This window comes from Geodermatophilus pulveris (assembly GCF_900188375.1).
Lineage (GTDB): Bacteria > Actinomycetota > Actinomycetes > Mycobacteriales > Geodermatophilaceae > Geodermatophilus > Geodermatophilus pulveris.
Genome location: NZ_FZOO01000003.1, coordinates 51,373 through 74,243 on the forward strand (window position 1 = coordinate 51,373; position 22,871 = coordinate 74,243).

The 22,871-nt window shown below is 75.4% G+C and carries 25 protein-coding genes; 13 read left to right on the forward strand and 12 right to left on the reverse strand.

Annotated features, from left to right (window positions below; translation table 11 throughout):
- Positions 1–267: 267 nt before the first annotated feature.
- Together CHB98_RS06870 and CHB98_RS06875 are read left to right on the forward strand one after the other, a co-directional pair.
- Positions 268–1,101 carry an alpha/beta fold hydrolase gene (locus CHB98_RS06870; protein ID WP_089304886.1) on the forward strand — a complete coding sequence of 278 codons (834 nt, stop codon included), beginning with the start codon at positions 268–270 and terminating at the stop codon, positions 1,099–1,101.
- Between the two features lie 83 nt (positions 1,102–1,184).
- Positions 1,185–2,702, forward strand: a complete 1,518-nt coding sequence (locus CHB98_RS06875; protein ID WP_089304887.1) for a flavin-containing monooxygenase — start codon at positions 1,185–1,187, stop codon at positions 2,700–2,702.
- A 25-nt stretch (positions 2,703–2,727) separates the two neighbouring features.
- Here the strand turns inward: CHB98_RS06875 and CHB98_RS06880 are convergent, their stop codons facing one another.
- On the reverse strand, positions 2,728–4,203 hold the full coding sequence (locus CHB98_RS06880; RefSeq protein ID WP_143424975.1) for a hypothetical protein: 1,476 nt from the start codon (positions 4,201–4,203) through the stop codon (positions 2,728–2,730).
- Positions 4,204–4,468: 265 nt separating this feature from the next.
- Here CHB98_RS06880 and CHB98_RS06885 point away from each other — a divergent pair, with 265 nt between their 5' ends.
- Positions 4,469–5,803, forward strand: coding sequence for an MFS transporter (locus tag CHB98_RS06885; protein WP_089304889.1), 1,335 nt, complete (start codon positions 4,469–4,471; stop codon positions 5,801–5,803).
- A 13-nt stretch (positions 5,804–5,816) separates the two neighbouring features.
- Here CHB98_RS06885 and CHB98_RS06890 read toward each other — a convergent pair whose 3' ends face one another.
- Positions 5,817–6,119: a hypothetical protein gene (locus tag CHB98_RS06890; RefSeq protein ID WP_089304890.1), complete on the reverse strand. Its 303-nt coding sequence runs from the start codon at positions 6,117–6,119 to the stop codon at positions 5,817–5,819.
- A 161-nt stretch (positions 6,120–6,280) separates the two neighbouring features.
- Here CHB98_RS06890 and CHB98_RS06895 point away from each other — a divergent pair, with 161 nt between their 5' ends.
- A complete protein-coding gene (locus CHB98_RS06895; RefSeq protein WP_089304891.1) occupies positions 6,281–7,114 on the forward strand; it encodes an SRPBCC family protein in 834 nt (277 codons plus the stop codon).
- A gap of 40 nt (positions 7,115–7,154) precedes the next feature.
- Here the strand turns inward: CHB98_RS06895 and CHB98_RS06900 are convergent, their stop codons facing one another.
- The gene (locus CHB98_RS06900; protein WP_089304892.1) at positions 7,155–7,661 is read right to left on the reverse strand and encodes a SixA phosphatase family protein; all 507 of its coding nucleotides are present in this window, start codon (positions 7,659–7,661) and stop codon (positions 7,155–7,157) included.
- Positions 7,662–7,684: 23 nt separating this feature from the next.
- The gene (locus CHB98_RS06905) at positions 7,685–8,551 is read right to left on the reverse strand and encodes a zinc-binding dehydrogenase (RefSeq protein ID WP_089304893.1); all 867 of its coding nucleotides are present in this window, start codon (positions 8,549–8,551) and stop codon (positions 7,685–7,687) included.
- Between the two features lie 81 nt (positions 8,552–8,632).
- Between CHB98_RS06905 and CHB98_RS06910 the strand changes: the two genes are divergently transcribed.
- The 5 genes from CHB98_RS06910 (at position 8,633) to CHB98_RS06930 (ending at position 13,724) form a co-directional block, all read left to right on the forward strand.
- Positions 8,633–9,664, forward strand: a complete 1,032-nt coding sequence (locus tag CHB98_RS06910) for an aldo/keto reductase (protein ID WP_089304894.1) — start codon at positions 8,633–8,635, stop codon at positions 9,662–9,664.
- A gap of 81 nt (positions 9,665–9,745) precedes the next feature.
- Positions 9,746–10,051, forward strand: a complete 306-nt coding sequence (locus CHB98_RS06915; RefSeq protein ID WP_089304895.1) for a PspC domain-containing protein — start codon at positions 9,746–9,748, stop codon at positions 10,049–10,051.
- A gap of 101 nt (positions 10,052–10,152) precedes the next feature.
- Positions 10,153–10,770 carry an LURP-one-related family protein gene (locus CHB98_RS06920; RefSeq protein ID WP_218822281.1) on the forward strand — a complete coding sequence of 206 codons (618 nt, stop codon included), beginning with the start codon at positions 10,153–10,155 and terminating at the stop codon, positions 10,768–10,770.
- Positions 10,771–10,882: 112 nt separating this feature from the next.
- Positions 10,883–11,338, forward strand: coding sequence for a hypothetical protein (locus tag CHB98_RS06925; protein ID WP_089304897.1), 456 nt, complete (start codon positions 10,883–10,885; stop codon positions 11,336–11,338).
- Between the two features lie 94 nt (positions 11,339–11,432).
- Positions 11,433–13,724, forward strand: coding sequence for a putative bifunctional diguanylate cyclase/phosphodiesterase (locus CHB98_RS06930; RefSeq protein ID WP_089304898.1), 2,292 nt, complete (start codon positions 11,433–11,435; stop codon positions 13,722–13,724).
- Positions 13,725–13,804: 80 nt separating this feature from the next.
- Here CHB98_RS06930 and CHB98_RS06935 read toward each other — a convergent pair whose 3' ends face one another.
- From CHB98_RS06935 to CHB98_RS06945, 3 genes are read right to left on the reverse strand one after another with little or no spacing between them, the layout of a single operon-like run.
- Positions 13,805–14,635, reverse strand: coding sequence for a succinate dehydrogenase/fumarate reductase iron-sulfur subunit (locus CHB98_RS06935; protein ID WP_245820977.1), 831 nt, complete (start codon positions 14,633–14,635; stop codon positions 13,805–13,807).
- Entirely contained in the window at positions 14,632–16,578 is a 1,947-nt protein-coding gene (locus CHB98_RS06940) for a fumarate reductase/succinate dehydrogenase flavoprotein subunit (RefSeq protein ID WP_089304899.1), read from the reverse strand. The genes CHB98_RS06935 and CHB98_RS06940 overlap by 4 nt, the downstream gene beginning before the upstream one ends.
- A 14-nt stretch (positions 16,579–16,592) precedes the next feature.
- Complete coding sequence (locus tag CHB98_RS06945) at positions 16,593–17,297, reverse strand: succinate dehydrogenase cytochrome b subunit (protein ID WP_245820978.1); 705 nt, start codon at positions 17,295–17,297, stop codon at positions 16,593–16,595.
- Between the two features lie 145 nt (positions 17,298–17,442).
- On the opposite strand from CHB98_RS06945, the gene CHB98_RS06950 reads away from it, so the two are divergent.
- Together CHB98_RS06950 and CHB98_RS06955 are read left to right on the forward strand one after the other, a co-directional pair.
- A complete protein-coding gene (locus CHB98_RS06950) occupies positions 17,443–18,048 on the forward strand; it encodes a sulfite oxidase-like oxidoreductase (RefSeq protein WP_089304900.1) in 606 nt (201 codons plus the stop codon).
- 108 nt (positions 18,049–18,156) lie between these two features.
- Complete coding sequence (locus CHB98_RS06955) at positions 18,157–18,837, forward strand: FAD-binding oxidoreductase (protein WP_089304901.1); 681 nt, start codon at positions 18,157–18,159, stop codon at positions 18,835–18,837.
- On the opposite strand, the gene CHB98_RS06960 is transcribed toward CHB98_RS06955, so the two are convergent.
- Complete coding sequence (locus CHB98_RS06960) at positions 18,732–19,127, reverse strand: TfoX/Sxy family DNA transformation protein (RefSeq protein WP_179224273.1); 396 nt, start codon at positions 19,125–19,127, stop codon at positions 18,732–18,734. The two genes, CHB98_RS06955 and CHB98_RS06960, sit on opposite strands and share 106 nt — an antisense overlap.
- 44 nt (positions 19,128–19,171) lie before the next feature.
- Positions 19,172–19,870 (reverse strand): monooxygenase, encoded by a 699-nt coding sequence (locus CHB98_RS06965; RefSeq protein WP_089304902.1) that lies wholly within the window; start codon positions 19,868–19,870, stop codon positions 19,172–19,174.
- Positions 19,871–19,983: 113 nt separating this feature from the next.
- Between CHB98_RS06965 and CHB98_RS06970 the strand changes: the two genes are divergently transcribed.
- On the forward strand, positions 19,984–20,802 hold the full coding sequence (locus tag CHB98_RS06970; protein WP_089304903.1) for a formate/nitrite transporter family protein: 819 nt from the start codon (positions 19,984–19,986) through the stop codon (positions 20,800–20,802).
- 15 nt (positions 20,803–20,817) lie between these two features.
- Here CHB98_RS06970 and CHB98_RS21460 read toward each other — a convergent pair whose 3' ends face one another.
- Positions 20,818–20,964, reverse strand: coding sequence for a hypothetical protein (locus CHB98_RS21460; RefSeq protein WP_179224275.1), 147 nt, complete (start codon positions 20,962–20,964; stop codon positions 20,818–20,820).
- Between the two features lie 60 nt (positions 20,965–21,024).
- Between CHB98_RS21460 and CHB98_RS21465 the strand changes: the two genes are divergently transcribed.
- Positions 21,025–21,189 carry a hypothetical protein gene (locus CHB98_RS21465; RefSeq protein WP_179224277.1) on the forward strand — a complete coding sequence of 55 codons (165 nt, stop codon included), beginning with the start codon at positions 21,025–21,027 and terminating at the stop codon, positions 21,187–21,189.
- Here CHB98_RS21465 and CHB98_RS06975 read toward each other — a convergent pair.
- A complete protein-coding gene (locus CHB98_RS06975; RefSeq protein ID WP_089304904.1) occupies positions 21,130–22,269 on the reverse strand; it encodes a serine hydrolase domain-containing protein in 1,140 nt (379 codons plus the stop codon). The genes CHB98_RS21465 and CHB98_RS06975 overlap by 60 nt on opposite strands.
- A 29-nt stretch (positions 22,270–22,298) precedes the next feature.
- The gene (locus CHB98_RS06980) at positions 22,299–22,847 is read right to left on the reverse strand and encodes a DUF1990 domain-containing protein (RefSeq protein WP_089304905.1); all 549 of its coding nucleotides are present in this window, start codon (positions 22,845–22,847) and stop codon (positions 22,299–22,301) included.
- Positions 22,848–22,871 lie beyond the last annotated feature (24 nt).

Sequence of the window (22,871 nt, forward strand, 5' to 3'; positions counted from 1 at the left end):
GTTCCGCACGGCGGACGTGCGGCTGAGCCGGCCGTCCTCGACCACGCCGGGACGCGGGCTCCGCGGAGCGGGACAGCACCGCGGCGACCCGCTCCCGGGACGACGACCGGGCGCCGGCGGCCACGTGCTCGCGGGCCCGGTGCGTGATCTGCCGGACAGCCGCACCCGACCTGCCACCCGCCTCGGCGATCTGGCGGAACGGCACGCCGCTGTGGTGTGCTCCACACCCTCTCCCCCCTCCCGCTCCGCACCAGCGATGGAGACGCCGTGACCACTCCCACCACGCACCCGCCACGGACCGTCCAGGTCGGCGACATCTCCGTCGCCGTCCAGGAGTACGGCGAGGGCGAGCCGCTGCTGATCGTCAACGGGACCACCCAGTCCCTGGGCTTCTGGGCCGAGCTCGCGCCGGTCCTGGCCGCCCGCCACCGGGTGGTCACCTACGACCTGCGGGGCATGGGCGGGTCCGAGCGGGGGTCGGGGGAGATCAGCGTCGCCTCGCTGGCCGCGGACGCCCGCGGGCTGATGGATGCACTGGAGATCGAGCGGGCGCACGTGCTCGGCTACTCCCTCGGCAGCGCCATCGCGCAGGAGCTCGTCCTCGCCGCCCCCCAGCGCGTCGCCTCGCTGGTCCTCTACTGCACCTGGGCCCGCACCGACGGCTTCCAGCGCGCCGTGCTCACCGGGCTCGCGTACCCGTGGCGCACCGGCGACATGGAGGCCGCGCTCGGCGCCCTCGGCATCGCCTTCTCGCCCCAGCTGCTCGACAGCCCGGCCTTCGGCGAGCTGGTGGAGCAGCTCCTCCCGCTGTTCCCCAGCACCGAGCAGCAGATCCGGACCACCGCCGAGCAGTGGGACGCCGATCTCGCGCACGACACCCTCGACCGGCTCGGCGGCATCACCGCGCCCACCCTCGTCATCGCCGGCGAGCAGGACCTGCTGACCCCGCCGTGGCACGGCCGGCAGGTGGCCGAGGCGATCCCCGGGGCGCAGCACCACCTGTTCACCGGCCCGGGGTCCAGCCACGCCCTCGGCGTCGAGCGCGCCGAGGAGTTCCTGCCCCTGGTGCAGACCTTCCTCGCCGAGCACCCGCTCACCTGACCTGCGGCGGAGGCTCCGGAGGGCACCCCCGCCGGGGAGCTAGTGTGAGACGCGTCACTCCCCCTGGCACTGGAGGTCCCTTCGTGACGACGACCACCGAACGCGCCACCGCGCCGGAGCTGCACACCGACGGGCCCGGCACCCGCCACGTCGACGTCCTCGTCGTCGGGGCGGGGGTCTCCGGGATCGGCGCCGCTCACCACCTGCAGGAACGGTTCCCCGACCGGTCCTTCGTCATCCTGGACGCGCAGGACAACCGCGGCGGCACCTGGTGGACCCACCGGTACCCGGGCGTGCGCTCGGACAGCGACCTGTTCACCTACGGCTACCGGTTCAAGCCCTGGCGCGGCCCGTCGATCGCCGCGGGGGAGGAGATCCTCAACTACCTGGACGAGGTCATCGCCGACGACGACCTCGGCCGGCACATCCGCTACCACCACCGGGTCACCTCGGCCAGCTGGTCCACCGAGGACCGGCGGTGGACGGTGGAGGTCACCCGCGGCGACACCGACGAGCAGCTGCGGTACACCACCGACTTCCTGTGGATGTGCCAGGGCTACTACAACCACACCAAGCCCTACCGGCCGCAGTGGGAGGGGCTCGACGACTTCCAGGGCCTCGTCGTCCACCCCCAGCAGTGGCCGCAGGACCTCGACCTCGCCGGCAAGCGCGTCGTCGTGATCGGGTCCGGGTCCACGGCCGCGACCCTGATCCCGGCCATCGCGCAGGACGCCGAGCACGTGACGATGCTGCAGCGCTCACCGTCCTACTTCCTGGCCCCGCCCCTGACCCACGAGCTCGCCACCTGGCTGCGCGCCCTGGACATCCCGGAGGACTGGACCCACGAGATCCTCCGCCGCGCCTACGCCGCCGAGTTCAACGAGCTGGCGCGCATGTCGCACGAGGCGCCCGACGAGCTGCACACCTTCCTCATGGAGTCGATGAAGCCGCTGTTGCCCGAGGGCTTCGACATCGAGAAGCACTTCACCCCCCGGTACCGCCCGTGGCAGCAGCGCATCGCGATCGTCCCCGAGGGGGACCTGTTCACCGCGCTGCGGGAGGGGCGGGCATCCATCGTCACCGACACCATCGAGACGTTCACCTCGACGGGCATCCGGGTCAGCTCCGGGGAGGAGATCCCGGCCGACGTCGTCGTCACCGCCACCGGGTTCAACCTGTCGGCCTTCGGCGACATCCCGTTCGCCGTGGACGGCGAGCCGGTCGACTTCGCCGATCGCATCACCTGGCGGGGCATCATGATCAGCGGGATCCCGAACATGGCCTACGTGTTCGGCTACTTCCGGCACAGCTGGACGCTGCGGGCCGACCTGGTCAGCGACCTGGTCTGCCGGCTGTTCGACACCATGGAGACGAAGGGCGCCACCACGGTCGTCCCGACGCTGCGGCCCGAGGACGCCGACATGCGGATCCGGCCCTGGTCGGACCCGGAGAACTTCAACGCCGGCTACGTCATGCGCTCCCAGCACGTCCTGTTCAAGCAGGGCGACCGGGAGCCGTGGACCCACATGCTGGAGCACGCGGAGGAGATGGAGCTCCTGCCCAAGGTCGACCTCGAGGACGGGACGCTGGTCTACCGCTGAGCCCGACCCCGGGACTCAGCGGTACTCAGCGGGACGCGGTGGGCCCGCCGTCCGGGGACTTGGCCGGCGGGACCAGCGGGTCCGGCAGCGGTGGGTCGGTCCGCTGCGGGGTGCGGGTGCCGGACGCAGGCCGGGACGGCGTCGCGACGGCGGGCCCACCGGCGACCGTCGCCGCACCGGCGTCCCGCCCGGCCCCGCGCCCCGTGAGCCGGTCGATCCGGTCCTGCAGCGGAGCGGGCGCGACGTCGCGGACCTGCGCCAGGACCTGCTGCACCTCCGGCCGGGCCACCACGCCGCCCGCGGCCCGCGCGATCTCCTCGTAGCGCGCCCGCCCGGCCCGCGCGCCGAGCACGTACCCGGTGCCGAGGCCCAGCACCAGCGACGTCCGGCGCACCGTCCGCCGCCAGCCCCGTCCCAGCCGCTCACCGGTCCCGACGAGCACCTCGGGCACCGCCCCGACGGCGAGCGCGGCCTGCACCCCGGTCGTGAGGGCGCGGCCGACGCCCGCGCCCGCCTGCGGCAGGGCCGCCCCGACCGCCAGCAGCGCGGCGTCGGTGGCCCGCAGCGCCGTGCCCGTGCCGGTGCGGGCGGCCCGCCACGCCGCCTGACCCGCCGCCGACAGCACCGGGGTGAGCTGGGTGGCGACCGCGTCGGTGCGGGTGCGTGCCACCGTGGCGGCCTGGCGGGCGCGCTCCGCGGCGTCGACGGCGAGCCGGCCGGTCACCACGGCGCCGATGGACGCCCCCTCGCGGGCCAGCCGGACCGAGTCCTGCAGCACCGGCCCGGCCGCGGCGGCGTACCGGCCCGCCCGGGCGCCGGCCGCACCGGCGAGGGCCCGGTACGGGGCCGGCGCGGGTGCGGGGGCCCGGCGCCGCCGGACGCGCCCCACCCAGGCCGGGCGCCGGCGCAGGCGCACGGTCACGACGACGACGGCCGCCAGGCCGGCGAGCACCGCCAGGGCACCCGCCAGCCCACGGCCGCGCTGCGCGGAGGACGGCTGCGCGGAGGACGGCTGCGCGGAGGACGGCTGCGCGGGGGACGGCTGCGCGGAGGACGGCTGCGCGGGGGACGACTGCTCGGCGGGCGGCTGCTCGGTGTCCCGGGCCGGCTCGGGTGCCCCGGCGGTGTCCGGGGACGGTGCCGCCGGCCCGGCCCCGGCGGCCGGGAGGAGGCTGTCCGACGCGGCCGTCGAGTACTCGATGCCGTAGTGCCGGTAGAGCTCCGCCTCCTGGTCCTGGGACAGCTCGCGCGCGGCACCGAGACGCGGTGCGTCCTCGGCCTCCGCCCGGCTGACCGTGACCTGCACCCGGTCGCCCGCCGCGGTCGCGCCGAGCAGCGGGACGACCTCGGTGACCTCGCCGCGCTCGGCGTACATCCACTCCGGCGACCCGGTGGCCTCGTCGGCGAGCAGGGCGACGCACACGCCGATCTCGGCCCCGTCGCGGTCGACCACCGTCCGGCCGACCCAGTCCCTCGCCGCATCCCGATCGGGCAGTGTCATGGTGGCTCCCTGTGGTGAGCGGCCGGGCGACCCGGTCGCCGGGCCGACGGCCGTCGAGGGCAGCTACCCACCCGGTGCCCCGCCAACCGGTCCCGCCGGGCGGACCCGGGCCGGGAGCCGATCACCGACGCCCGCAAGTCGCCGACGGGACGCAACCCGGCGATGCTGTGGCCCGGCCGACACCGGCGGAGACGCCGGTCCGGCCGCCAGGTGCTGCACACGCGAAGGGGAGTGAGCCTTGTCCAGGTCCCAGCAGGGAGCCGCGGTGCCCGCGTCGCGGACGTCCATCGTCAAGGTCGTCGGCGCCAGCCTCGTCGGGACCACCGTGGAGTGGTACGACTTCTTCCTCTACGGCTCGGCCGCCGCGCTGGTCTTCAACACGCTCTTCTTCCCCGAGTTCGACCCGCTGGTCGGCACCCTGCTCGCCTTCGCCACCTACGCCGTGGGCTTCGCCGCCCGGCCGATCGGCGGCGTGGTCTTCGGGCACTTCGGCGACAAGGTCGGCCGCAAGAAGATGCTGGTCATCACCCTGATGCTGATGGGCGGGGCGACGTTCCTCATCGGCCTGCTGCCGACCTACGCCGCCATCGGCATCTGGGCGCCGATCCTGCTGATCCTGCTCCGGCTGGTGCAGGGCTTCGCCCTGGGCGGCGAGTGGGGCGGGGCGGTGCTGATGGCCGCCGAGTACGGCACCCCGGAGCGGCGCGGGTACTGGGCGTCCTGGCCGCAGGCCGGCGCGCCGGCGGGCAACCTGCTCGCCGTCGCCGTCCTCGCGCTGGTCTCGGCCTTCACGGACGACCAGCAGTTCCAGTCGTGGGGCTGGCGCATCCCGTTCCTGCTCAGCGCGGTGCTGGTGCTCGTGGGGCTGTGGATCCGGTTCTCCATCGAGGAGTCGCCGGTCTTCCAGGCCGCCCGCGAGCAGGCCGCGTCGGCCGAGGAGGCTCCCCGGCTGCCGGTGGTCCAGGTCCTGCGCGACTACCCCCGTGAGATCGTCCTGGCCATCGGTGCCCGCCTGGCGGAGAACATCGGCTACTACATCTTCACGGCCTTCGCGCTCAGCTACGCCACCCAGCAGCTGGACGTCCCGCAGGGCACGGCGCTGAACGCCGCGCTGATCGCCTCGGCCATCCACTTCTTCGCCATCCCGGGGATGGGTGCGCTCTCCGACCGGTTCGGCCGCCGGCCCGTCTACCTGGTCGGGGCCGTGGGGGTCGGCGTGTGGGGGTTCGTCTTCTTCACCCTCTACGACTCGCGGTCCTTCGCGCTGCTCGCGCTCGCCGGCACCGTCGCGCTGGTCTTCCACGGGGCCATGTACGGGCCGCAGGCGTCCTTCTTCTCCGAGCTGTTCTCGACCCAGGTGCGCTACAGCGGGCTGTCGGTGGCCGGGCAGGTGTCCTCCATCGTGGCCGGCAGCCTGGCGCCGGTCATCGCCACGGCGCTGCTCATCGAGTACGGCAGCTCGGTGCCGATCTCGCTGTACCTGGCCGGTGCCGCCGTGCTCACGGTGCTCGCCGTCCTGCTCAGCCGGGAGACCGCGCGCAGCGACCTGACGCGGGACCCCGTCGCCGACCGGCGGCCGGTCGGCGCCGGCCGGCGCTGAGCCGCTGCCGGCCTCAGGCCGCGAGCGGGTGGTGGTGGCAGCGCCCGCCGGCGGTGGCCCGTGCCGCGCAGGGCGCGCCGGCGCGGGTGCGGCCCCCGCTGTCGCCGCACCGGGCCGGCGCGGCCGGCGGCGCGGCGACCGGCTGCGGGAAGGGCAGGACGACGGCGTCGTGCTCCTCGGCCGGGGAGGCGGTGAGGCGGGTGAGGACGCCGGGGGCGGCCGGCGCGGGACGGGTGGCGCGGCGGTGCAGGACCGTCGCGACGGTCGACCCGGCGAGGAAGGCGACGAGGGCGGTGGCGACGTGGCTGGCGCGCATGCCCGGCTCATCGGCAGCCGCCGCGCCCGGTCGGGACCGCGGACGTCCCGCGCGCCCCGTGCGCCCCAGCAGTGCAGGTGGCGCCGACGTGACGTGCATCGCACGCAGGCAACCGGGGTAGCGCGTCGTGGGGGACACCTGCGACGAGGGAGGACCAAGCGATGACCACCAAGGTGGAGAAGTCGATCCAGGTCGACGTACCGGTCAACCAGGCCTACAACCAGTGGACGCAGTTCGAGGACTTCCCGCACTTCATGGGTGGGGTCCAGGAGGTCCGCCAGCTGACCGACCAGCGGCTGCACTGGGTCGCCGAGATCGCGGGTGTCCGGCGGGAGTGGGAGGCCGCCGTCCTGGAGCAGGAGCCCGACCGCAAGGTCGCCTGGGCCGCGACCAGCGGCGCGACCAACGCCGGCGCCGTGCGCTTCGAGTCGGCCGGGCCGATGTCGACGATCGTGTACCTCTCCCTGGAGTACGAGCCCGAGGGTGTCGTGGAGCAGGTCGGCGACAAGCTGGGCATCGTGGAGCGGCAGGTCACCTCCGACCTCGAGCGCTTCAAGCGGCTGATCGAGGACGAGGGCTACGCCACCGGCGCGTGGCGCGGCTCGGTGAACGAGCACCTCGACGTCGGCACGCCCGGTGTCGGGGACGCGGTCGGCTCGCACGGGGACGACGGCAAGGCGGGGGTGTCCGGCAAGGCCGTCGCCGCCGGCGTGGCCGCCGTGGCCGGTGTCGTCGCGGCCGGCGCCGCCGTCGCCTCGTCGGGGGGCCAGCAGGAGGAGCGGCCCCGGCCGCCGCAGCCGCCGCAGCCGGAGGGCGTGCGCCAGCCCCAGACGGTCACCGTCGTCGAGCAGCCGCCGGCCGACGTCGTCCGCGACGACACGCTGACCGACGAGGCGAACCCCGCGGGCTACACCGCGCCGTCCTCCACCGAGGGTGTGGAGCGCGGCGTGCGCGAGGGCGGGGACGACCCGATGATCGGCGGCGGCAGCCGCTGAGACCGGCGGCCGGTGGTGGCCGGATGCCCCCACCGGCCGCTCACCCGCCGGGCAGCGCGACGTCGAGGAGCGTCGCGGTGGCCGGGTCCAGCGCCGGGAACGGCGCGCCGAGGCCGAACACGGCCACCTGGCCGGTGCGGAAGCCGGTCTGCACCTGCCGCCGCAGGCCCGGGTCGCCGCGGCCGTCGTCGAGGATCCCCGCCAGCTCCCCGACCGAGGGGCTGTGGCCGACCACGACCAGCGTCGCGACGTCCTGCGCGGTGTCGCGCACGACGGCGAGCAGGTCCTCGACGGTGTTGTCGTACACCCGTGGGTCGACGACCGGCTCGGCCGCGCCCGCCAGCGCCGCCCGCGCCCGCTCCCAGGTCTGCACCGTCCGTCGGGCGGGCGACAGGACGACGCGGTCGGGCACCAGTCCGGTCCCCGCGAGCCAGGAGCCGATCGCCGCGGCGTGCCGCTCCCCGCGCGCGGTCAGCGACCGCTCGGCGTCGACCGGGCCGCCCGCGGCCTCGGCGTGGCGGACCAGCAGGAGTCGGCGGGGCGGCATCGCAGGAGTGTGGCACCGGCCGCTCAGGGGACCAGCACGAGCTTGCCGACGACCTCCCGGTGGGCCAGGGGGGTGAGGGCCTCGGCGGCCCGCTCGGGCGGGAGGCCGGTGGGCTCCGGCGGCCGGAGCTCGCCGCGGGCGACCCGGCCGAGGACGCCGGTCAGCAGCGCGACCGCGTCCTCCGGCCGCGTCCGCGCCCAGTCGCCCCAGTCCACGCCGACGACGCCGCGGTTGCGCAGCAGCACGAGGTTCGCGGGCAGGCGGGGGATCTCCCCGGCGGCGAACCCGAGCACGCAGTAGCGCCCGTACGCGGTCAGGGAGCGCAGCGCCGGCTCGGCCGGTGGCCCGCCGACCGGGTCGACGACGACGTCCGCCCCGCCGCCGGTGACCTCCCGGACGCGGTCCTTGAGCGCGTCGTACCCGACGGCCACCTGGGCGCCCGCCGCACGCGCGGCAGTGCGTTCGGCCTCGGTGGAGGCGGCGGCGACCACGCGGGCGCCGGCGGCACGGCAGACGTCCACCGCCGCCAGGCCGATGCCCCCGCCGGCGCCCAGCACCAGGACCCACTCGCCCGGCCGCACCCGCACCCGGTGCTCGAGGGCGAACGCGAGCGTGCTGTAGCTCTCGACCGCGGCGGCGGCCACGGGCGCGGCCACGCCGTCCGGCAGCGGTGCCACCGCCGCCACCCGGCCGGCCACCGCGGACCCCGGCGTGTGCGGCAGCGGCGGGCGCACCTGGTAGCGCCCTCGCACGACCAGCCCGTCGACGAAGGAGACCGCGGCCGCCGCCACGGCGACGAGCACCTCGCCGGGACCGGGGGAGGGGTCGGGCTCCTCGACCACGGCCAGCCGGTCCACCGGCCCGAACTCCCGGCACACGATGCGGCGCACGCCCGCAGTAGACCAGCTCCGGTGGTGGCCGGCCGCCCCGTGCGGCACCGTGCGGGACGACACCGAGGACGGGAGCACGCCGTGGAGTACCGCACGCTCGGCCGCAGCGGCTGCTCGGTCTCCGCCCTCGCCCTGGGCACCATGACCTTCGGCGCGGAGACCGACGAGGCCGGCGCGCACGAGCAGCTCGACGTCTTCGCCGAGGCCGGCGGCACGCTGGTCGACCTCGCCGACGTCTACTCCGCCGGCGCCGCCGAGGAGATCACCGGGCGCTGGCTGGCCGCCCGCCCGGCCGACGTCCGCGACCGGATCGTCCTGGCCACCAAGGGCCGCTTCCCGATGGGCACCGACCCCAACGCCCTCGGCGCCTCCCGCCGCCACCTGCGCCGCGCCCTCGACGACTCGCTGCGCCGGCTGGGGGTCGACCACGTCGACCTCTACCAGCTGCACGCCTGGGACCCGCTCACCCCGCTCGAGGAGACGCTGCGCTTCCTCGACGACGCGGTCTCCGCCGGGAAGATCGGCTACCCGGGGCTGTCGAACTTCACCGCCTGGCAGCTGCAGGCCGCCGTCGACCTGGCCGAGCACCGGCACCTGGCCGTCCCGGTCACCCTGCAGCCCAGCTACAGCCTGCTGGTGCGGGACGTCGAGTTCGAGATCGTCCCGGCCTGCCTGCACAACGGGCTGGGCGTGCTGCCGTGGGGGCCGCTCGGCGGCGGCTGGCTGTCCGGCAAGTACACCCGCGACCAGCGGCCCGAGGGCGCCACCCGGCTCGGCGAGGACCCCGGCCGCGGCATCGAGGCCTACGACCGGGTCGGCGCCCGGCAGCGCACCTGGGACGTGCTCGAGGCCGTGCAGGACGTCGCCGAGCAGCGGGGCGCGTCGATGCCGCAGGTCGCCCTGGCCTGGCTGGCCGACCGGCCGGCCGTCACCTCGGTCATCCTCGGTGCCCGCACCACCGACCAGCTGCGGGACGACCTCGGCGCCGTCGACGTGACGCTGGCGCCGGAGGACCTCGCCCGGCTCGACGCGGTCAGCGACCCCGGCCGGGCCGACTACCCGTACGGGGACGTCGGCGCCGAGCAGCGCAGCCGCGGGCCGGCCGGACCCTGACCCACCCCGGGTGCGAGGACCAGGGACGGATCCGGGTCCTCCCCGGTACCCCGGGCACCGCGGCGGCGGCAGGCTCGTGCCATGACCAGCACACCCCCGCTCCCCGCCCCCACCCGTCCCGAACTGCGCCGCAGCGGCACCGACCGCATGCTCGGCGGCGTCTGCGGCGGCCTCGCCGAGTACAGCGGCATCGACGCCGTCCTCTGGCGGGTCGGTGCCGTCGCGCTGAGCCTCGCCGGCGGCGCCGGGGTCGTCGTCTACCTGCTGCTGTGGGTGCTGGTGCCCTCCGCGCCCCTGCCCGCGGGCCGCCGCCCCGGCGTGCTCGAACCGCTCGTCGACCGGGTGCACGCGGTGCTGACCGCCCGAGGGCCCGGCGGCGGGGCGTGACCCGATCCGGGACGCCGTCCCCGCCGGGGAGCGGCACGGCGCCCGCGTGGGCCACGATGGCGCCCGAGCACCCGCCCCCCGACCCGCACGGGAGACCCGACGTGACCGTCCCGCCCGCAGCGCAGCCCGCCCCCATGGTGGTGCCCGCCTTCTTCGTGAAGCAGCGGATCACCCTCATGGTCAACCGCTACGAGGTCGTCGGCGCCAACCCCGACGGCTCCGAGGGGCCGCTGCTGGCCTTCGCCGAGCAGAAGCGGATGAAGCTCAAGGAGGAGGTCGTCTTCTACGCCGACCCCTCCAGGAGCCGCCCGGTGTTCCGCTTCAAGGCCCGCCAGCGCCTCGACGTCGCCGCGCAGCACGACGTCTACGACGAGTACGGGACGGTCCTCGGCAGCTTCAGCAAGCAGTTCGGCGCGAGCCTGCTCCGGTCAACCTGGAACCTCTCGGTGCCCGGCCTCACCGCCGTCGGCCGGGAGCGCCGGCTGTCCGTCGCGCTGCTGCGCCGCGGCTGGGAGCTGCTGCCCTACGTCGGCGACGTGTGGGTGCCTTTCGTCTTCCACTTCGACTTCGTCGACACCGCGACCGGGGCGCCGGTCATGGTGAGCGAGCGGCAGAAGGCGATCCGCGACCGCTACGCCGTGACCGTGCCCGACCCGCGGCTGGACTTCCGCGTGGCGGCGTCCATGGCCGTCGCGCTGGACGCGCTGCAGAGCCGCTGACGCGGGCGGCACCCGTTCGGCGGGTGTTCACCCCCGTGCCGCCGGGACGTGCGGGGCCGTTCGCCCGCACGCGATCGGCTGCGTCGCGCACGACGCGACGGGAGGAGCCGGCGTGACCGACGAGCGACGCGTCCTGGTCCTGGCCAACCAGACCCTCTGCGGTGACCGGCTGGTCGAGGTCGTCACCGAGCGGGTCGCCGCCGGGCCGCACGCCTTCCACGTCGTCGTGCCGGCGACGCCGGTGCGCGAGCAGGAGGGGCCGCCGGGCACCGGGGACGACGACGTGCTCACCGCACCCGTCCGGGCCTACGCGCTGGCCCAGCAGCGCCTGGACCGGGCCGTCGAGCAGATCCGGGCCGCGGGCGCGTCGGCGTCCGGCGAGGTCGGGGACGCCGACCCGCTGGTCGCCGCGGAGCTGGCTCTCGAGCACTTCCCCGCCGACGAGGTCCTCGTGCTCACCCTGCCGCAGCGGTTCTCCCGCTGGCTGCGCGGCGGGCTGCCCTCGCGCGTCGGCAGGGCGTCGGGGCTGCCGGTCCAGCACGTCGTCGAGGAGGCCGTGATCGGCTGACCCAGCGTCACTATGCGACCCCGTTCGGTGAGAGGCGTCCGGCCCTCGGCTCCACCGGCTGAAGGCGCCCGGCCGGGTGGCCGATGCTGTCCCCGTGGCCCAGGTAGTCGCGCGCGCCGCCCGGCCGCGCCGCACCCCGCGACCGGCCGACCGGTCGCTGCGGGTCGTCCGCGCGCCCGCGGCCGTGCTCGTGGCGGTGTACCTCGCGTCGCTGCTGGCCGTCGGGGTGGGGGACGACGGCGTGCTCGCCACCCTGGGGGTCGGCGGGAAGTGGTCGTTCCTCGTCGGGCTCACCGGGCTGCTGGTTCTGCGAGCGGTCGTCGTCCGCGACGACCGGGCCGTCTGGTTGCTGTTCGCCGCGGCGGTCGGGTCCTACGGGATCGGCTCGCTCGGCTATGCGCTGGCCGATGCCGCGCCCGGGCCGATCTCGCGGCCCGCCTGGTTCGACCTCGCCTTCCTGGGCTTCCACCCGCTGGCCTGCGCCGCGCTGTTCCGCCTCCTCCGGACGCGGGTGCGGCGGCTGACGTCGAGCACCTGGCTGGACGCCGTCGTGACCGGGCTGACCGCGGCGGCCCTGGCGGCGGCGCTCGCCATCGGCGACTTCCTGGTCACCGCGCTCGACGGTGCCCTGCTGATCGCCGTCTACCCGGTCGCCGACCTGTTGCTGCTGGTGTCCATCGCCGGCGCGCTCGTCGTCATCGGCCGGGGCGCCGGCGCGGTCTGGTGGTGGCTCACCGCCGGCACGGCGCTGTTCGTGCTGACCGACACCCTGTACGCCTACCAGGTCGTGAACGGGACCTACGTCGTCGGCGGCCTGCTCGACGTCGGCTGGGGGATGGCCTTCCTGTGCTACGGCCTGGCCGCCTGTCAGGTCCCCGCGCCCCAGGGAGGTGACCAGGTGCCGCGCGTGGGTGTGCTGGTCGTCCCCGCCCTGTGCGCGATGACCGCGCTGGGCCTGCTGCTGCACGGCTACCTGCGCGTCGGGGACCCGCTGGCCGGCGTCCTGGCATCCGGCGCCGTGGTCACCGCTCTCGCCCGGACCGCGCTGACCTTCCGCGAGGTGCGGGCCCTGGCCGACAGCCGCCACCAGGCGCGGACCGACGAGCTCACCGGCCTGGCCAACCGCCGGCAGGTCTTCGAGACCCTCGGCGCGGCCGGCGCGCGGATGGCCGCCGGCGGCTCCGTCGCGGTCCTCGTGCTGGACCTCGACCGGTTCAAGGAGATCAACGACTCGCTCGGCCACGCTGTCGGCGACGCCCTGCTGCGCGAGGTGGGGCCGCGGCTGGCCGGCCAGCTCCGCGGCGGCGACCTGCTGGCCCGGCTCGGCGGTGACGAGTTCGTCGTCCTGGCCACCGGCCTCGGGGACGACGGCGCCCGCGCCCTCGCCGAGCGGCTGTGCGCCACGGTGGAGCAGCCGTTCCACCTCGGGGGGATGTCCCTGGCGGTGGACGCCAGCGTGGGCATCGCGGTCGGCCCACGGCACTCCCGGGACGCCGAGGAGCTGCTGCAGATGGCGGACCTGGCCATGTACGCGGCCAAGGCGGCCCGCACCGGCCCGGTGGTCTACGACGAGGCGCAGCACGGCTCCGGCCGGTACCGCCTGGACGCCGTCGCCCAGCTGCGCCGGGCCATCGACGGCGGCGAGCTGGTGCTGCACCACCAGCCCAAGCTCACCCTGGGCACCGGCCGGGTGGAGGGCGTGGAGGCGCTGGTGCGCTGGGCGCACCCGGAGCGCGGCCTGCTCATGCCCGACGCCTTCGTCGAGCTGGCCGAGTCCGCCGGCCTGATGGCCGACCTGACCAGCTCGGTCCTGGACCAGGCGCTGGCCCAGCGGCGGGCGTGGGCCGACCGGGGCCGGGAGCTGACCGTCGCGGTCAACGTGAGCCCGTCGAACCTGGTCGACGAGCGCTTCCCCGCCGAGGTGGCCGCGCTGCTGGTCCGCCACGGCGTCCCGGCGACCGCGCTGGTCCTCGAGGTGACCGAGAGCCTGCTGATGGCCGACCGCGATCGGGCGGTCCGCGTGCTGGCCGGGCTGCGCGAGGCCGGCGTGGGCGTCTCGATCGACGACTACGGCACCGGGTACTCCAGCCTGGCCTACCTCGCCACCCTCCCGGTGACCGAGCTGAAGCTCGACCGCTCGTTCGTCGGCGCGATGACCGGCAGCCCGCGGGCGGAGGCCATCGTGACCTCCACGCTGCAGCTGGCGCACGCCCTCGGCCTGGTCTTCGTCGCCGAGGGCGTGGAGGACCGGGCGACCGTCGAGGCGCTGGCGGCGCTGGGCTGCGACGTCGTCCAGGGCCACCACCTCAGCCGGGCAGTGCCGCCCGAGGAGGTGGAGCGGTGGCTGGCCGCCCGCGAGCCGGCCGCCCCGGCCCTCACCCGCTGAGGACCGGATGTCGGACGCCGGAGGCCCAGGACCGCGACGGTCCCGGGCCTCCGGCGTCCACCGCTCCGGTGCGGGCGCGCCTAGCTCTTCGGGCGGGCCCCGGCGCGCAGGGCGCCGAGCAGGTCGTGGTTGAGCCGGGAGATGGTCTCCATCGAGATGCCCTTGGGGCAGGCCGCGGAGCACTCGCCGATGTTGGTGCACCCGCCGAAGCCCTCGCGGTCCTGCTGGGCGATCATGTTGACCACCCGGTCGTCGCGCTCGGGCTGACCCTGCGGCAGCAGGTTCAGGTGGGTCACCTTGGCGGAGGTGAACAGCATCGACGAGGCGTTCGGGCAGGCCGCCACGCAGGCGCCGCAGCCGATGCAGGTGGCCGCGTCGAAGGCCGCGTCGGAGTCCTTCTTGGACACCAGGATCGAGTGCGCCTCGGGCGCGGTGCCGGTCGGCGCGCTGATGTAGCCGCCGGCCTGGATGATCCGGTCCAGCGCCTGCCGGTTGACCGACAGGTCCTTGATCACCGGGAACGCGGTCGCGCGCCACGGCTCGATGTCGATCGTGTCGCCGTCCTTGAACTTGCGCATGTGCAGCTGGCACGTGGTCGTCTGCTCCGGACCGTGCGCGATCCCGTTGATCATCAGGCCGCAGCTGCCGCAGATGCCCTCGCGGCAGTCGTGGTCGAAGACGACCGGGTCGTCGCCGGCGAGGATCAGCTTCTCGTTCAGGACGTCGAGCATCTCCAGGAAGGACATGTCCGGGGAGATGTCCTCGACCTGGTAGGTGACCATCTTGCCCTTGTGCTGCGGCCCCTTCTGCCGCCACACCCGCAGGGTGAGGGTCATCCCGTGCTTGGCCATGGCGGGGTCGTCGCCCGCCGTGCCGGAGGCGAAGGTGGGGTGCTCCTGGGTGGCTGTCACTTGTAGCTCCGCTGGGCGAGGTGGACGTACTCGTACTCGAGGGCTTCGCGGTGCAGCACCGGCGGGGCGCCCTCCGGGGTGTACTCCCAGGCGGCGACGTAGGCGTACTCCCCGTCGTCGCGCAGCGCCTCGCCCTCGGGGGTCTGGCTCTCCGCCCGGAAGTGCCCGCCGCAGCTCTCGTTGCGGTGCAGGGCGTCGACGCACATGAGCTCGGCGAGCTCCAGGAAGTCGGCGACCCGACCGGCGTGCTCCAGCGTCGGGTTGATGGTGTCCCACTCGCCGGACACCTTGACGTTGGTCCAGAACTCGTGCCGGATCTCGGGGATGCGGTCGAGCGCCTTGCGCAGGCCCTCCTCGGACCGCTCCATCCCGCACAGGTCCCACATCAGCCGGCCGAGCTCGCGGTGGAAGGAGGCGGGGGTGCGGGTGCCGTTGACGGACAGCAGCTTCTGCACCTGCGCCTGCACGCCGCCGAGCGCCTCCGCCACCTGCGGGTGGGTGTCGTCGAGGGGGCCGAACGGGCCGTCGGCGAGGTAGTCGCCGATCGTGTTGGGCAGCACGAAGTAGCCGTCGGCCAGGCCCTGCATGAGCGCGCTGGCGCCCAGCCGGTTGGCGCCGTGGTCGGAGAAGTTGGCCTCGCCGATCACGAACAGGCCGGGGATCGTCGACTGCAGGTCGTAGTCGACCCACAGCCCGCCCATCGTGTAGTGCACCGCCGGGTAGATCCGCATCGGCGTCTCGTACGGGTCCTCGCCGGTGATCTGGGCGTACATGTCGAAGAGGTTCCCGTACTTGGCCTCGATCGCCGGCCGGCCCAGCCGGCCGATGGCGTCGGCGAAGTCCAGGTAGACGCCCAGCCCGCCGGGGCCCACGCCGCGGCCCTCGTCGCAGACGTTCTTGGCCTGGCGCGAGGCGATGTCGCGGGGCACCAGGTTGCCGAACGAGGGGTAGATGCGCTCGAGGTAGTAGTCCCGCTCGTCCTCGGGGATCTCCCGCGGGTCGCGGGTGTCGCCGCGCTCCTTGGGCACCCACACGCGGCCGTCGTTGCGCAGCGACTCGCTCATCAGCGTGAGCTTGGACTGGTAGTCGCCCTTGACCGGGATGCAGGTCGGGTGGATCTGGGTGTAGCAGGGGTTGGCGAAGTACGCGCCCCGCTTGTGCGCCCGCCAGATCGCCGTGGTGTTCGAGCCCTTGGCGTTCGTGGACAGGTAGAAGACGTTGCTGTACCCGCCGGTGGCCAGCACGACGGCGTCGGCGAAGTGGGTGCTCACCTCGCCGGTGATGAGGTCGCGCGCCACGATACCGCGGGCCCGGCCGTCGACCACGATGAGGTCGAGCATCTCGGTGCGGGCGTGCTGCTCCACGGTGCCGACCGCCATCTGCCGCTCGAGGGCCTGGTAGGCGCCGTAGAGCAGCTGCTGGCCGGTCTGGCCGCGGGCGTAGAAGGTGCGCGACACCTGCGCGCCGCCGAAGGAGCGGTTGTCCAGCAGGCCGCCGTACTCGCGGGCGAACGGCACGCCCTGGGCGACGCACTGGTCGATGATGCTGACGCTGACCTCGGCCAGGCGGTGCACGTTGTCCTCGCGGGAGCGGAAGTCGCCGCCCTTGACCGTGTCGTAGAACAGCCGGTGCACGCTGTCGCCGTCGTTGCGGTAGTTCTTCGCGGCGTTGATGCCACCCTGCGCGGCGACGCTGTGCGCCCGCCGCGGGCTGTCGTGGAACCAGAAGGACTTCACCCGGTAGCCGGCCTCGCCCAGCGTCGCCGCCGCGGAGCCACCGGCCAGGCCGGTGCCGACGACGATGACCGTCCGCTTGCGGCGGTTGGCCGGGTTGACCAGCCGCGCCCGGAAGCGCCGGGTGCTCCAGCGCTCCGCGATCGGCACGTCCGTCGGCGCCTTGGTGTCGGCAATCGGGTCACCGACGGCGAACAGGTCGAGAGGCATGGCGATGAGCTCCTTTAGCCGACGAGGCCGAAGAGGACGCTGAACGGGACGACCAGGTAGCCGCCGATCAGCACCACGGAGAACACCAGGGCGAAGAGGTTGACCGTCTTCTCCCGGCGCTTGTTGCTCTGCCCGAGCGTCTGGGTGGCACTCCAGATGCCGTGCCGGAGGTGCATGCCGAGCAGGACCAGCGCGACCACGTACACCGCGGTGATGAACGGGTTGGAGAACCCGGCGATCAGGCGGTCGTACGGCGTCGTGCTGGGGCCCTCGGGGTTCACCACGCCCATCGTGAGGTCGAGGATGTGGTAGACGATGAACAGGCCGACTATCACGCCGCCCCAGCGCATGGTCCGCGAGGCGTAGCTCTGCGCCACGGCCTTCTTGGTGACGTAGCCCTGCGGCCGCGCCCGCTTGGCCTGCCGCCACAGCGACACGACCGCCCAGCCATGGGCGATGACCACGGTCAGCAGCGCGATGCGGATGATCGTCAGCGTGGTCTGCGCCGGGACGACGGGCTCACCGATCGTCCGGATCCACTCCGAGTACCCGTTGAAGGACTCCCGGCCCGCGAAGACCTTCAGGTTCCCGATCATGTGCGCGATCAGGTACAGGACCATGATGATGCCGGTGACCGCCACCACGGCCTTCTTGGCCACGGAGTTGGTCTTCGCGGCCTTGGGGGTCCTGCGCTGTCCCGGTTGCGTCACCGTCACCACGAGGGCAAAGGTAGGCCGATGACGTGGTGTCGGCCACGCCGACACCTGGTGAATCTGCTCTCGTAAGGTCCTCCTAACCCGGACGCGGTAACCTCCGGCCCCCGCGGGGTGGTTGCCCGGTGTCCCCGCAGGGGAGGAGCAGGCCATGGCTGGACCCACACGAGGCTTCCTCGGCCGCCGCCGGCGGGACCCGCGGCTGCCCCCGGGGCAGTACGACGCCGGCCGCGACTGGCCGGTGCTCACCGCCGAGCCGACGCCGCGGATCGCCCCGGAGACCTGGAGCATCACCGTCGACGGCCGGGTGGAGAGCCCGACGACGTGGACGTGGGACGAGGCGCACCGGCTGCCCCGCTCGGAGTACCGCGGCGACATCCACTGCGTCACCACGTGGTCGAAGTTCGACACCTGGTTCGCCGGGGTCAGCGTCGACACCCTGCTGGAGGCGGCCCGCCCGACGGCCGAGGCACACTTCGTCATGGCCACGTCGAAGACCGGCTACACCACCAACCTGCCGCTCGAGGACGTCACCGGCGGGAAGGCGTGGGTGGTCTGGGAGTACGACGGCGGCCCGCTGCCGATCGAGCACGGCGGCCCGGTGCGGCTGCTCGTCCCGCACCTCTACTTCTGGAAGAGCGCCAAGTGGGTCACCCGGCTGACCCTGCTGCAGCGCGACCAGCCCGGCTTCTGGGAGCAGAACGGCTACCACGACCGGGGCGACCCCTGGCGCGAGCAGCGCTACCAGGGTGATTGAGGACCCCCAGGAGGACCCCGCCCCCCACCGCTCGCGAGCTCACGGCGGGACCCTGCGCCGAGGCCACCGGGCCCCTCGCACGCTCGGGGTGAGCCTCTGGACGGGGCCATGACCGGGTGGGGCACCGCGACCGTCGCCGGGGTGCGGCGGCCGGTGCCGCAGGCGGTGGAGCTGCGGCTGGACGTCCACGACCGGGTGCAGCACCTGCCCGGGCAGCACTACGTCGTGCGGCTGACCGCCGAGGACGGCTACACCGCCCAGCGGTCGTACTCGGTGGCCTCCGCGCCGGGCGACCCGCTGGTCGAGCTGTTCGTCGAACGCCTGGACGACGGCGAGGTGTCCACCTTCCTCGCCGACGTCGTCGAGCCCGGCGACATCCTGGAGGTGCGCGGCCCGATCGGCGGCTGGTTCGTGTGGGACGGCGCGGACCCGGCGCTGCTGGTCGGCGGCGGCACGGGCGTCGTCCCGCTGGTGGCCATGCTGCGCACCGCCCGCGAGCTCGGCCGCACCGACCTGCTGCGGATCGCGGCCTCCACCCGCACCCTCGCCGGGCTGCCCTACGCCGACGAGCTGCTCGCCGCCGGGGCGCTGGTGGTGGCCACGCGGGAGGCGCACGGCATCCGCCCGCCCGGCCGGCTGACCGCCGCCGACCTGGTGCCGCTGTGGGAGCCGGGCCAGACCGCCTACGTCTGCGGGTCGTCGGGCTTCGCGGAGTCGGCCAGCAGGCTGCTCGTCGACCTCGGCTTCCCCGCGGCCGACGTGCGGGTCGAGCGGTTCGGCCCCAGCTGACCCGCGCGGGTCGACGGCGCCAGGCCGGCATCGCGTTCCAGGGCCGCCTCCTCGCCGGGTGGCAGCTCCCGCCGGTCCAGGTCGAGCAGGGCGCCGGCGAGGGCCCACAGGAACGTCCGGGTCACCCCCGGGGTGCCGGCGTCCACCAGCAGCCGGTAGGCGGCCGCGGCGCCGAGCGCGTCGAGCTGCTCGGGCGTCCGGACGCCGACCCGGGCGAGGGCCCGCTCGCTGGCCGGGCCGAGGCCGCGCAGGTCCCGGATCCGCCGCGCGGGCGCCTCCCCGGTGTCCACGGCGGCGAGCCTGGCGGCCGGCCCCGTCCGGTGTCCAGGCCCGGTCAGCCGAGCGGGTCGCGGCCGGCCACGGTCCCCTCGGCGGACAGCAGCGCCAGGCGGGCGAACAGCTCCTCGGCGTACCAGCCCTCCCGGGCGGTCCGGGTGACGACGGCGGCGTGCGGGGCGCGGTCGTAGGCGAAAAAGTTCAGCGCCGCCGCGGAGTCCCAGACGCTGAAGGTGCCCTGCAGGCCGAGCGGGGCCTCGCCGATGCCGATGGCCAGCCGCAGCCCGGGGCTCTCGTGCAGGTCGGCCGAGACGGGCGGGACGGCGCGCCAGAAGGTCACCGCCTTGCGGGTGGCCAGCCGGGCGCGGGTGACCGCGGCGACCGGCCCGTCCCAGCGCTGCGGCCGGGGCTGCCCGAACGGCTCCTGCCGCGACCACCGGCCGCGGGCCACCAGCGGGCGCATCCGCGCGCTCCACCGTTCCTCGGCGGCCCGCTCCCACCGGCGGACGACGGCCCCGTGCGCGAAGGCGTCGGCTGCCCGCTCGTCGTCCCAGACCGCCAGCAGCGCCCAGCGGCGGGGGTCGGCGTCGCGCACGGTGAAGGTCCGCCCGCTGCCGGTGCCCAGCAGCTTGGCGAACCGCAGCCCGGGGGACCGGCGCAGCGGGCGCCGGTCGGTGGCCATGCGCACCAGCGCGCCGGGCACCGACCGCCCGGGCACGCCCCACACGTGCAGGGTCACCAGCGGTCCTGTGCTCACCCGCCCGATCCTCCCCGGGCCGGGCGACGTGTGCCGGTCCGCCCGGGGGGTAGGCCCGCCGGGCCCGACGGGCCGGGACCCCGTGCCGGCGGGCGCCCGGAGAGGAGCGGCTCGTGGCCGACCGGACGAGGGAGGAGCTCGGGCACACCGACGCCCCCGAGGAGGACCAGGTCGTCGAGGCGTTCGACGCCATCGTCGACGAGGGCGCCCAGCGGCTGCACCGCTCCTGGCGGGAGGTGCTCACCACCGGCCTGGCCGGGGGCGTGGAGGTGGCCACCGGGGTGGTCGCGCTGCTGGCCGTCTACGCCGAGACCGGCAGCCACCTGCTGGCCGGGCTGGCCTTCAGCGTCGGCTTCATCGCCCTCATGCTCGCCCGCAGCGAGTTGTTCACCGAGGGCTTCCTGGTCCCGGTGACCGCGGTCGCCGCCGGGCGGGCGGGCCCGGCCCAGCTGGCCAAGCTGTGGGCCGGCACCCTCGTGGCCAACCTCGTCGGCGGGTGGGCGGTCATGTGGCTGGTCGTGCACGCCCTGCCGGAGCTCGGCGCGACCGCGGTGGAGTCCGGCCGGGACTTCGTGGAGGCCCCGCTGGACCTGCGCGCGGTGTGCCTGGCGCTGCTGGCCGGCATCGTCATCACGCTGATGACCCGCATGCAGCACGGCGCCGACTCCGAGGCCGGCAAGCTGGCGGCCTCGGTCGCCGGGGCCTTCGTGCTCGCCGGCCTGGTGCTGTTCCACTCCGTGCTCGACTCGTTGATCCTCTTCGGCGCGCTGCACGCCGGTGCGCCCTACGGCTACGGCGACTGGCTGGCCTTCTTCTGGTACACCGCGCTGCTCAACCTGGTCGGCGGGCTGGGGACCATCACCTTGCTGCGGCTGGTGCGCAGCAAGGACCTCATCGAGCGGGAGCGGGACGCCGCGGGCGCCGGGTCCTGACCAGGCGCCGGACGCTCAGCGCGGGGCGACCGGCCGCAGCGCGACGACGGCGCCGAGCGCGGCCAGCGCCACGAACCACACCGTGTGGACCGCCAAGGCCACCGCCGCGACGGCCTCCCCGGCCAGCGCCGGCACGTAGGGCTCGGGCACGACCAGCGGCACCCACGCCGCCGCGGAGGCCAGCCACCGACGGCCTGGTGCGGGTGCACCGGTTCTGTGGCCATGGAGGTGTCCGGCCAGCTGCGGCCGATCGTCCCGGACGCCGGCGCGCTGTTCGCCGAGACGCTGGACGACGTCCTGCGCCGCACCGGCGTCGGGCCGGCCGGCTCAGCGCGGGCCGAAGGCGGCGGCCCGGAGGTCGGCGAACAGCGCGGGCGGCTGCGGTGAGGCCCACATCTGGTTGGTGAGCAGCACCGCGGTGGTGCCGGTGACCGGGTCGGTCCACCAGGTGCCGCCCAGGCCGCCGTCCCAGCCGAAGGAGCCGGCGTGCCGGCCGCCCGGCTCGTCGGTGCGGCGGACGCCGAGGCCCAGCCCCCAGCCGCCGCCCTCGTCGTCCACCGGGCCGGCCTGCTCGGTGGTCATCTCCCGGACCGTCGCCGGCGACAGCACCGGGGTGCCCCCGCCGCGCAGCGCCCGCGCGAGGGCGGCGAGGTCGTCGACAGTGGACACCAGCCCGTCGCCGCCGTCGGGGAAGGCCGGCGGGCGGGCCCACTGGCCGTCGGCGGGGTCGTACACCCGGCGGTCGCCGTCCGCGCCGGGCGGGGTCCAGTGCGGGCCCAGCCGGGCGCGGGCGTGCGGCGGCACGCCGAAGCCGGTGTCGGCCATGCCCAGCGGGTCCAGCACCCGCTCGGCGAGCACCTCGGGCAGCGGGCGGCCGGCCGCCCGGGCGACGAGGACGCCGAGCACGCTGGCCCCCGTGTGGTACAGCCAGCGCTCGCCCGGCTGGTACGCCAGCGGGACCGAGGCCACCAGGCGCAGCCACTCGTCCGGCGGCGGTGCGGCCTGCGGCGCCGGCGGGCCCGCGGGCAGGCCGGCGGCGGCCAGCGCGGCGACCGTCGGCGTCGGCCACGGCGCGGTGAAGTCCAGGCCCAGGCCCAGCCGGCAGGTCAGCACGTCGCGCACGGTGACCGGCCGGCGGGCCGGCACCGTCCCGGCCGTGGCGTCGGCGGGGTCGACGAGCACCCGCCGGCCGGCCAGCTCGGGCAGGTGGTCGTCCACCGGGTCGTCGAGGCCGAGCGTGCCGTCCTCGACCAGCGTGAGCGCGGCGGCCGCGACCACCGGCTTGGTGACCGACGCGATCCGGAAGACGGTGTCCGGCCGCACCGCATCGTCCCCGCCCGGCGTGTGCGTGCCCGCCGCGCCGCGCGCCACCTCGTCGCCGCGGGTCACGTGCCAGGCGGCACCCGGCACCGCCCCGGCGGCCACGTGGCCGCGCACCACCGCCTCGACGTCCTCTGCCAGTCCCATGCCGCTCCGACCCCCGCGCGGGCCGGGACTCAGCGGTCCCGCGCGGCGCGGCGCACCGTGGCGAGGTACCGGGCGGTCGCCGCGCGCTGCAGCAGCCGGCTCAGCGGCCCACCGAGCCGGGCCGCGGGCGTGGCCATGCGGGAGAAGACCCGCAGCGTGAAGACGACGTCGCCGCCGGGGTCCAGCCGCACGGTGAACCCCTCCTCGCCGCTCTCCGGGTGGCCGGGCAGCGTGCCGTAGCCGAAGCCGCGCTCGTCGCCGTCGGTCTGCGCCCACACCACCCGGCAGGGGATGTCGTAGCCCAGCCGCGGCAGCCCGGCGGTGAGGACCACGACGGTGCCGGGCTCGCCGGCCGGGCCGGTGGCCCGCACCCGCAGGCCGAGCGAGCGCTGCATCCGCCAGCCGAACACCGCCGCGGCCGCGCGCTCGAAGGCCGCCCGGCCCGACCCGACGACCACCGAGCGCTCCAGGCGCCCGTAGCCGGCCGGCAGCACGGCCTGCCGGGTGCCGCCCACCTCGGGGTAGGTGAGCGGGACGGTGGTGAGGTCGGCGGGGTCGGTCGCACGGAAGAGGCCCACGGCGCGAGTGTGCCCGCCGGTAGG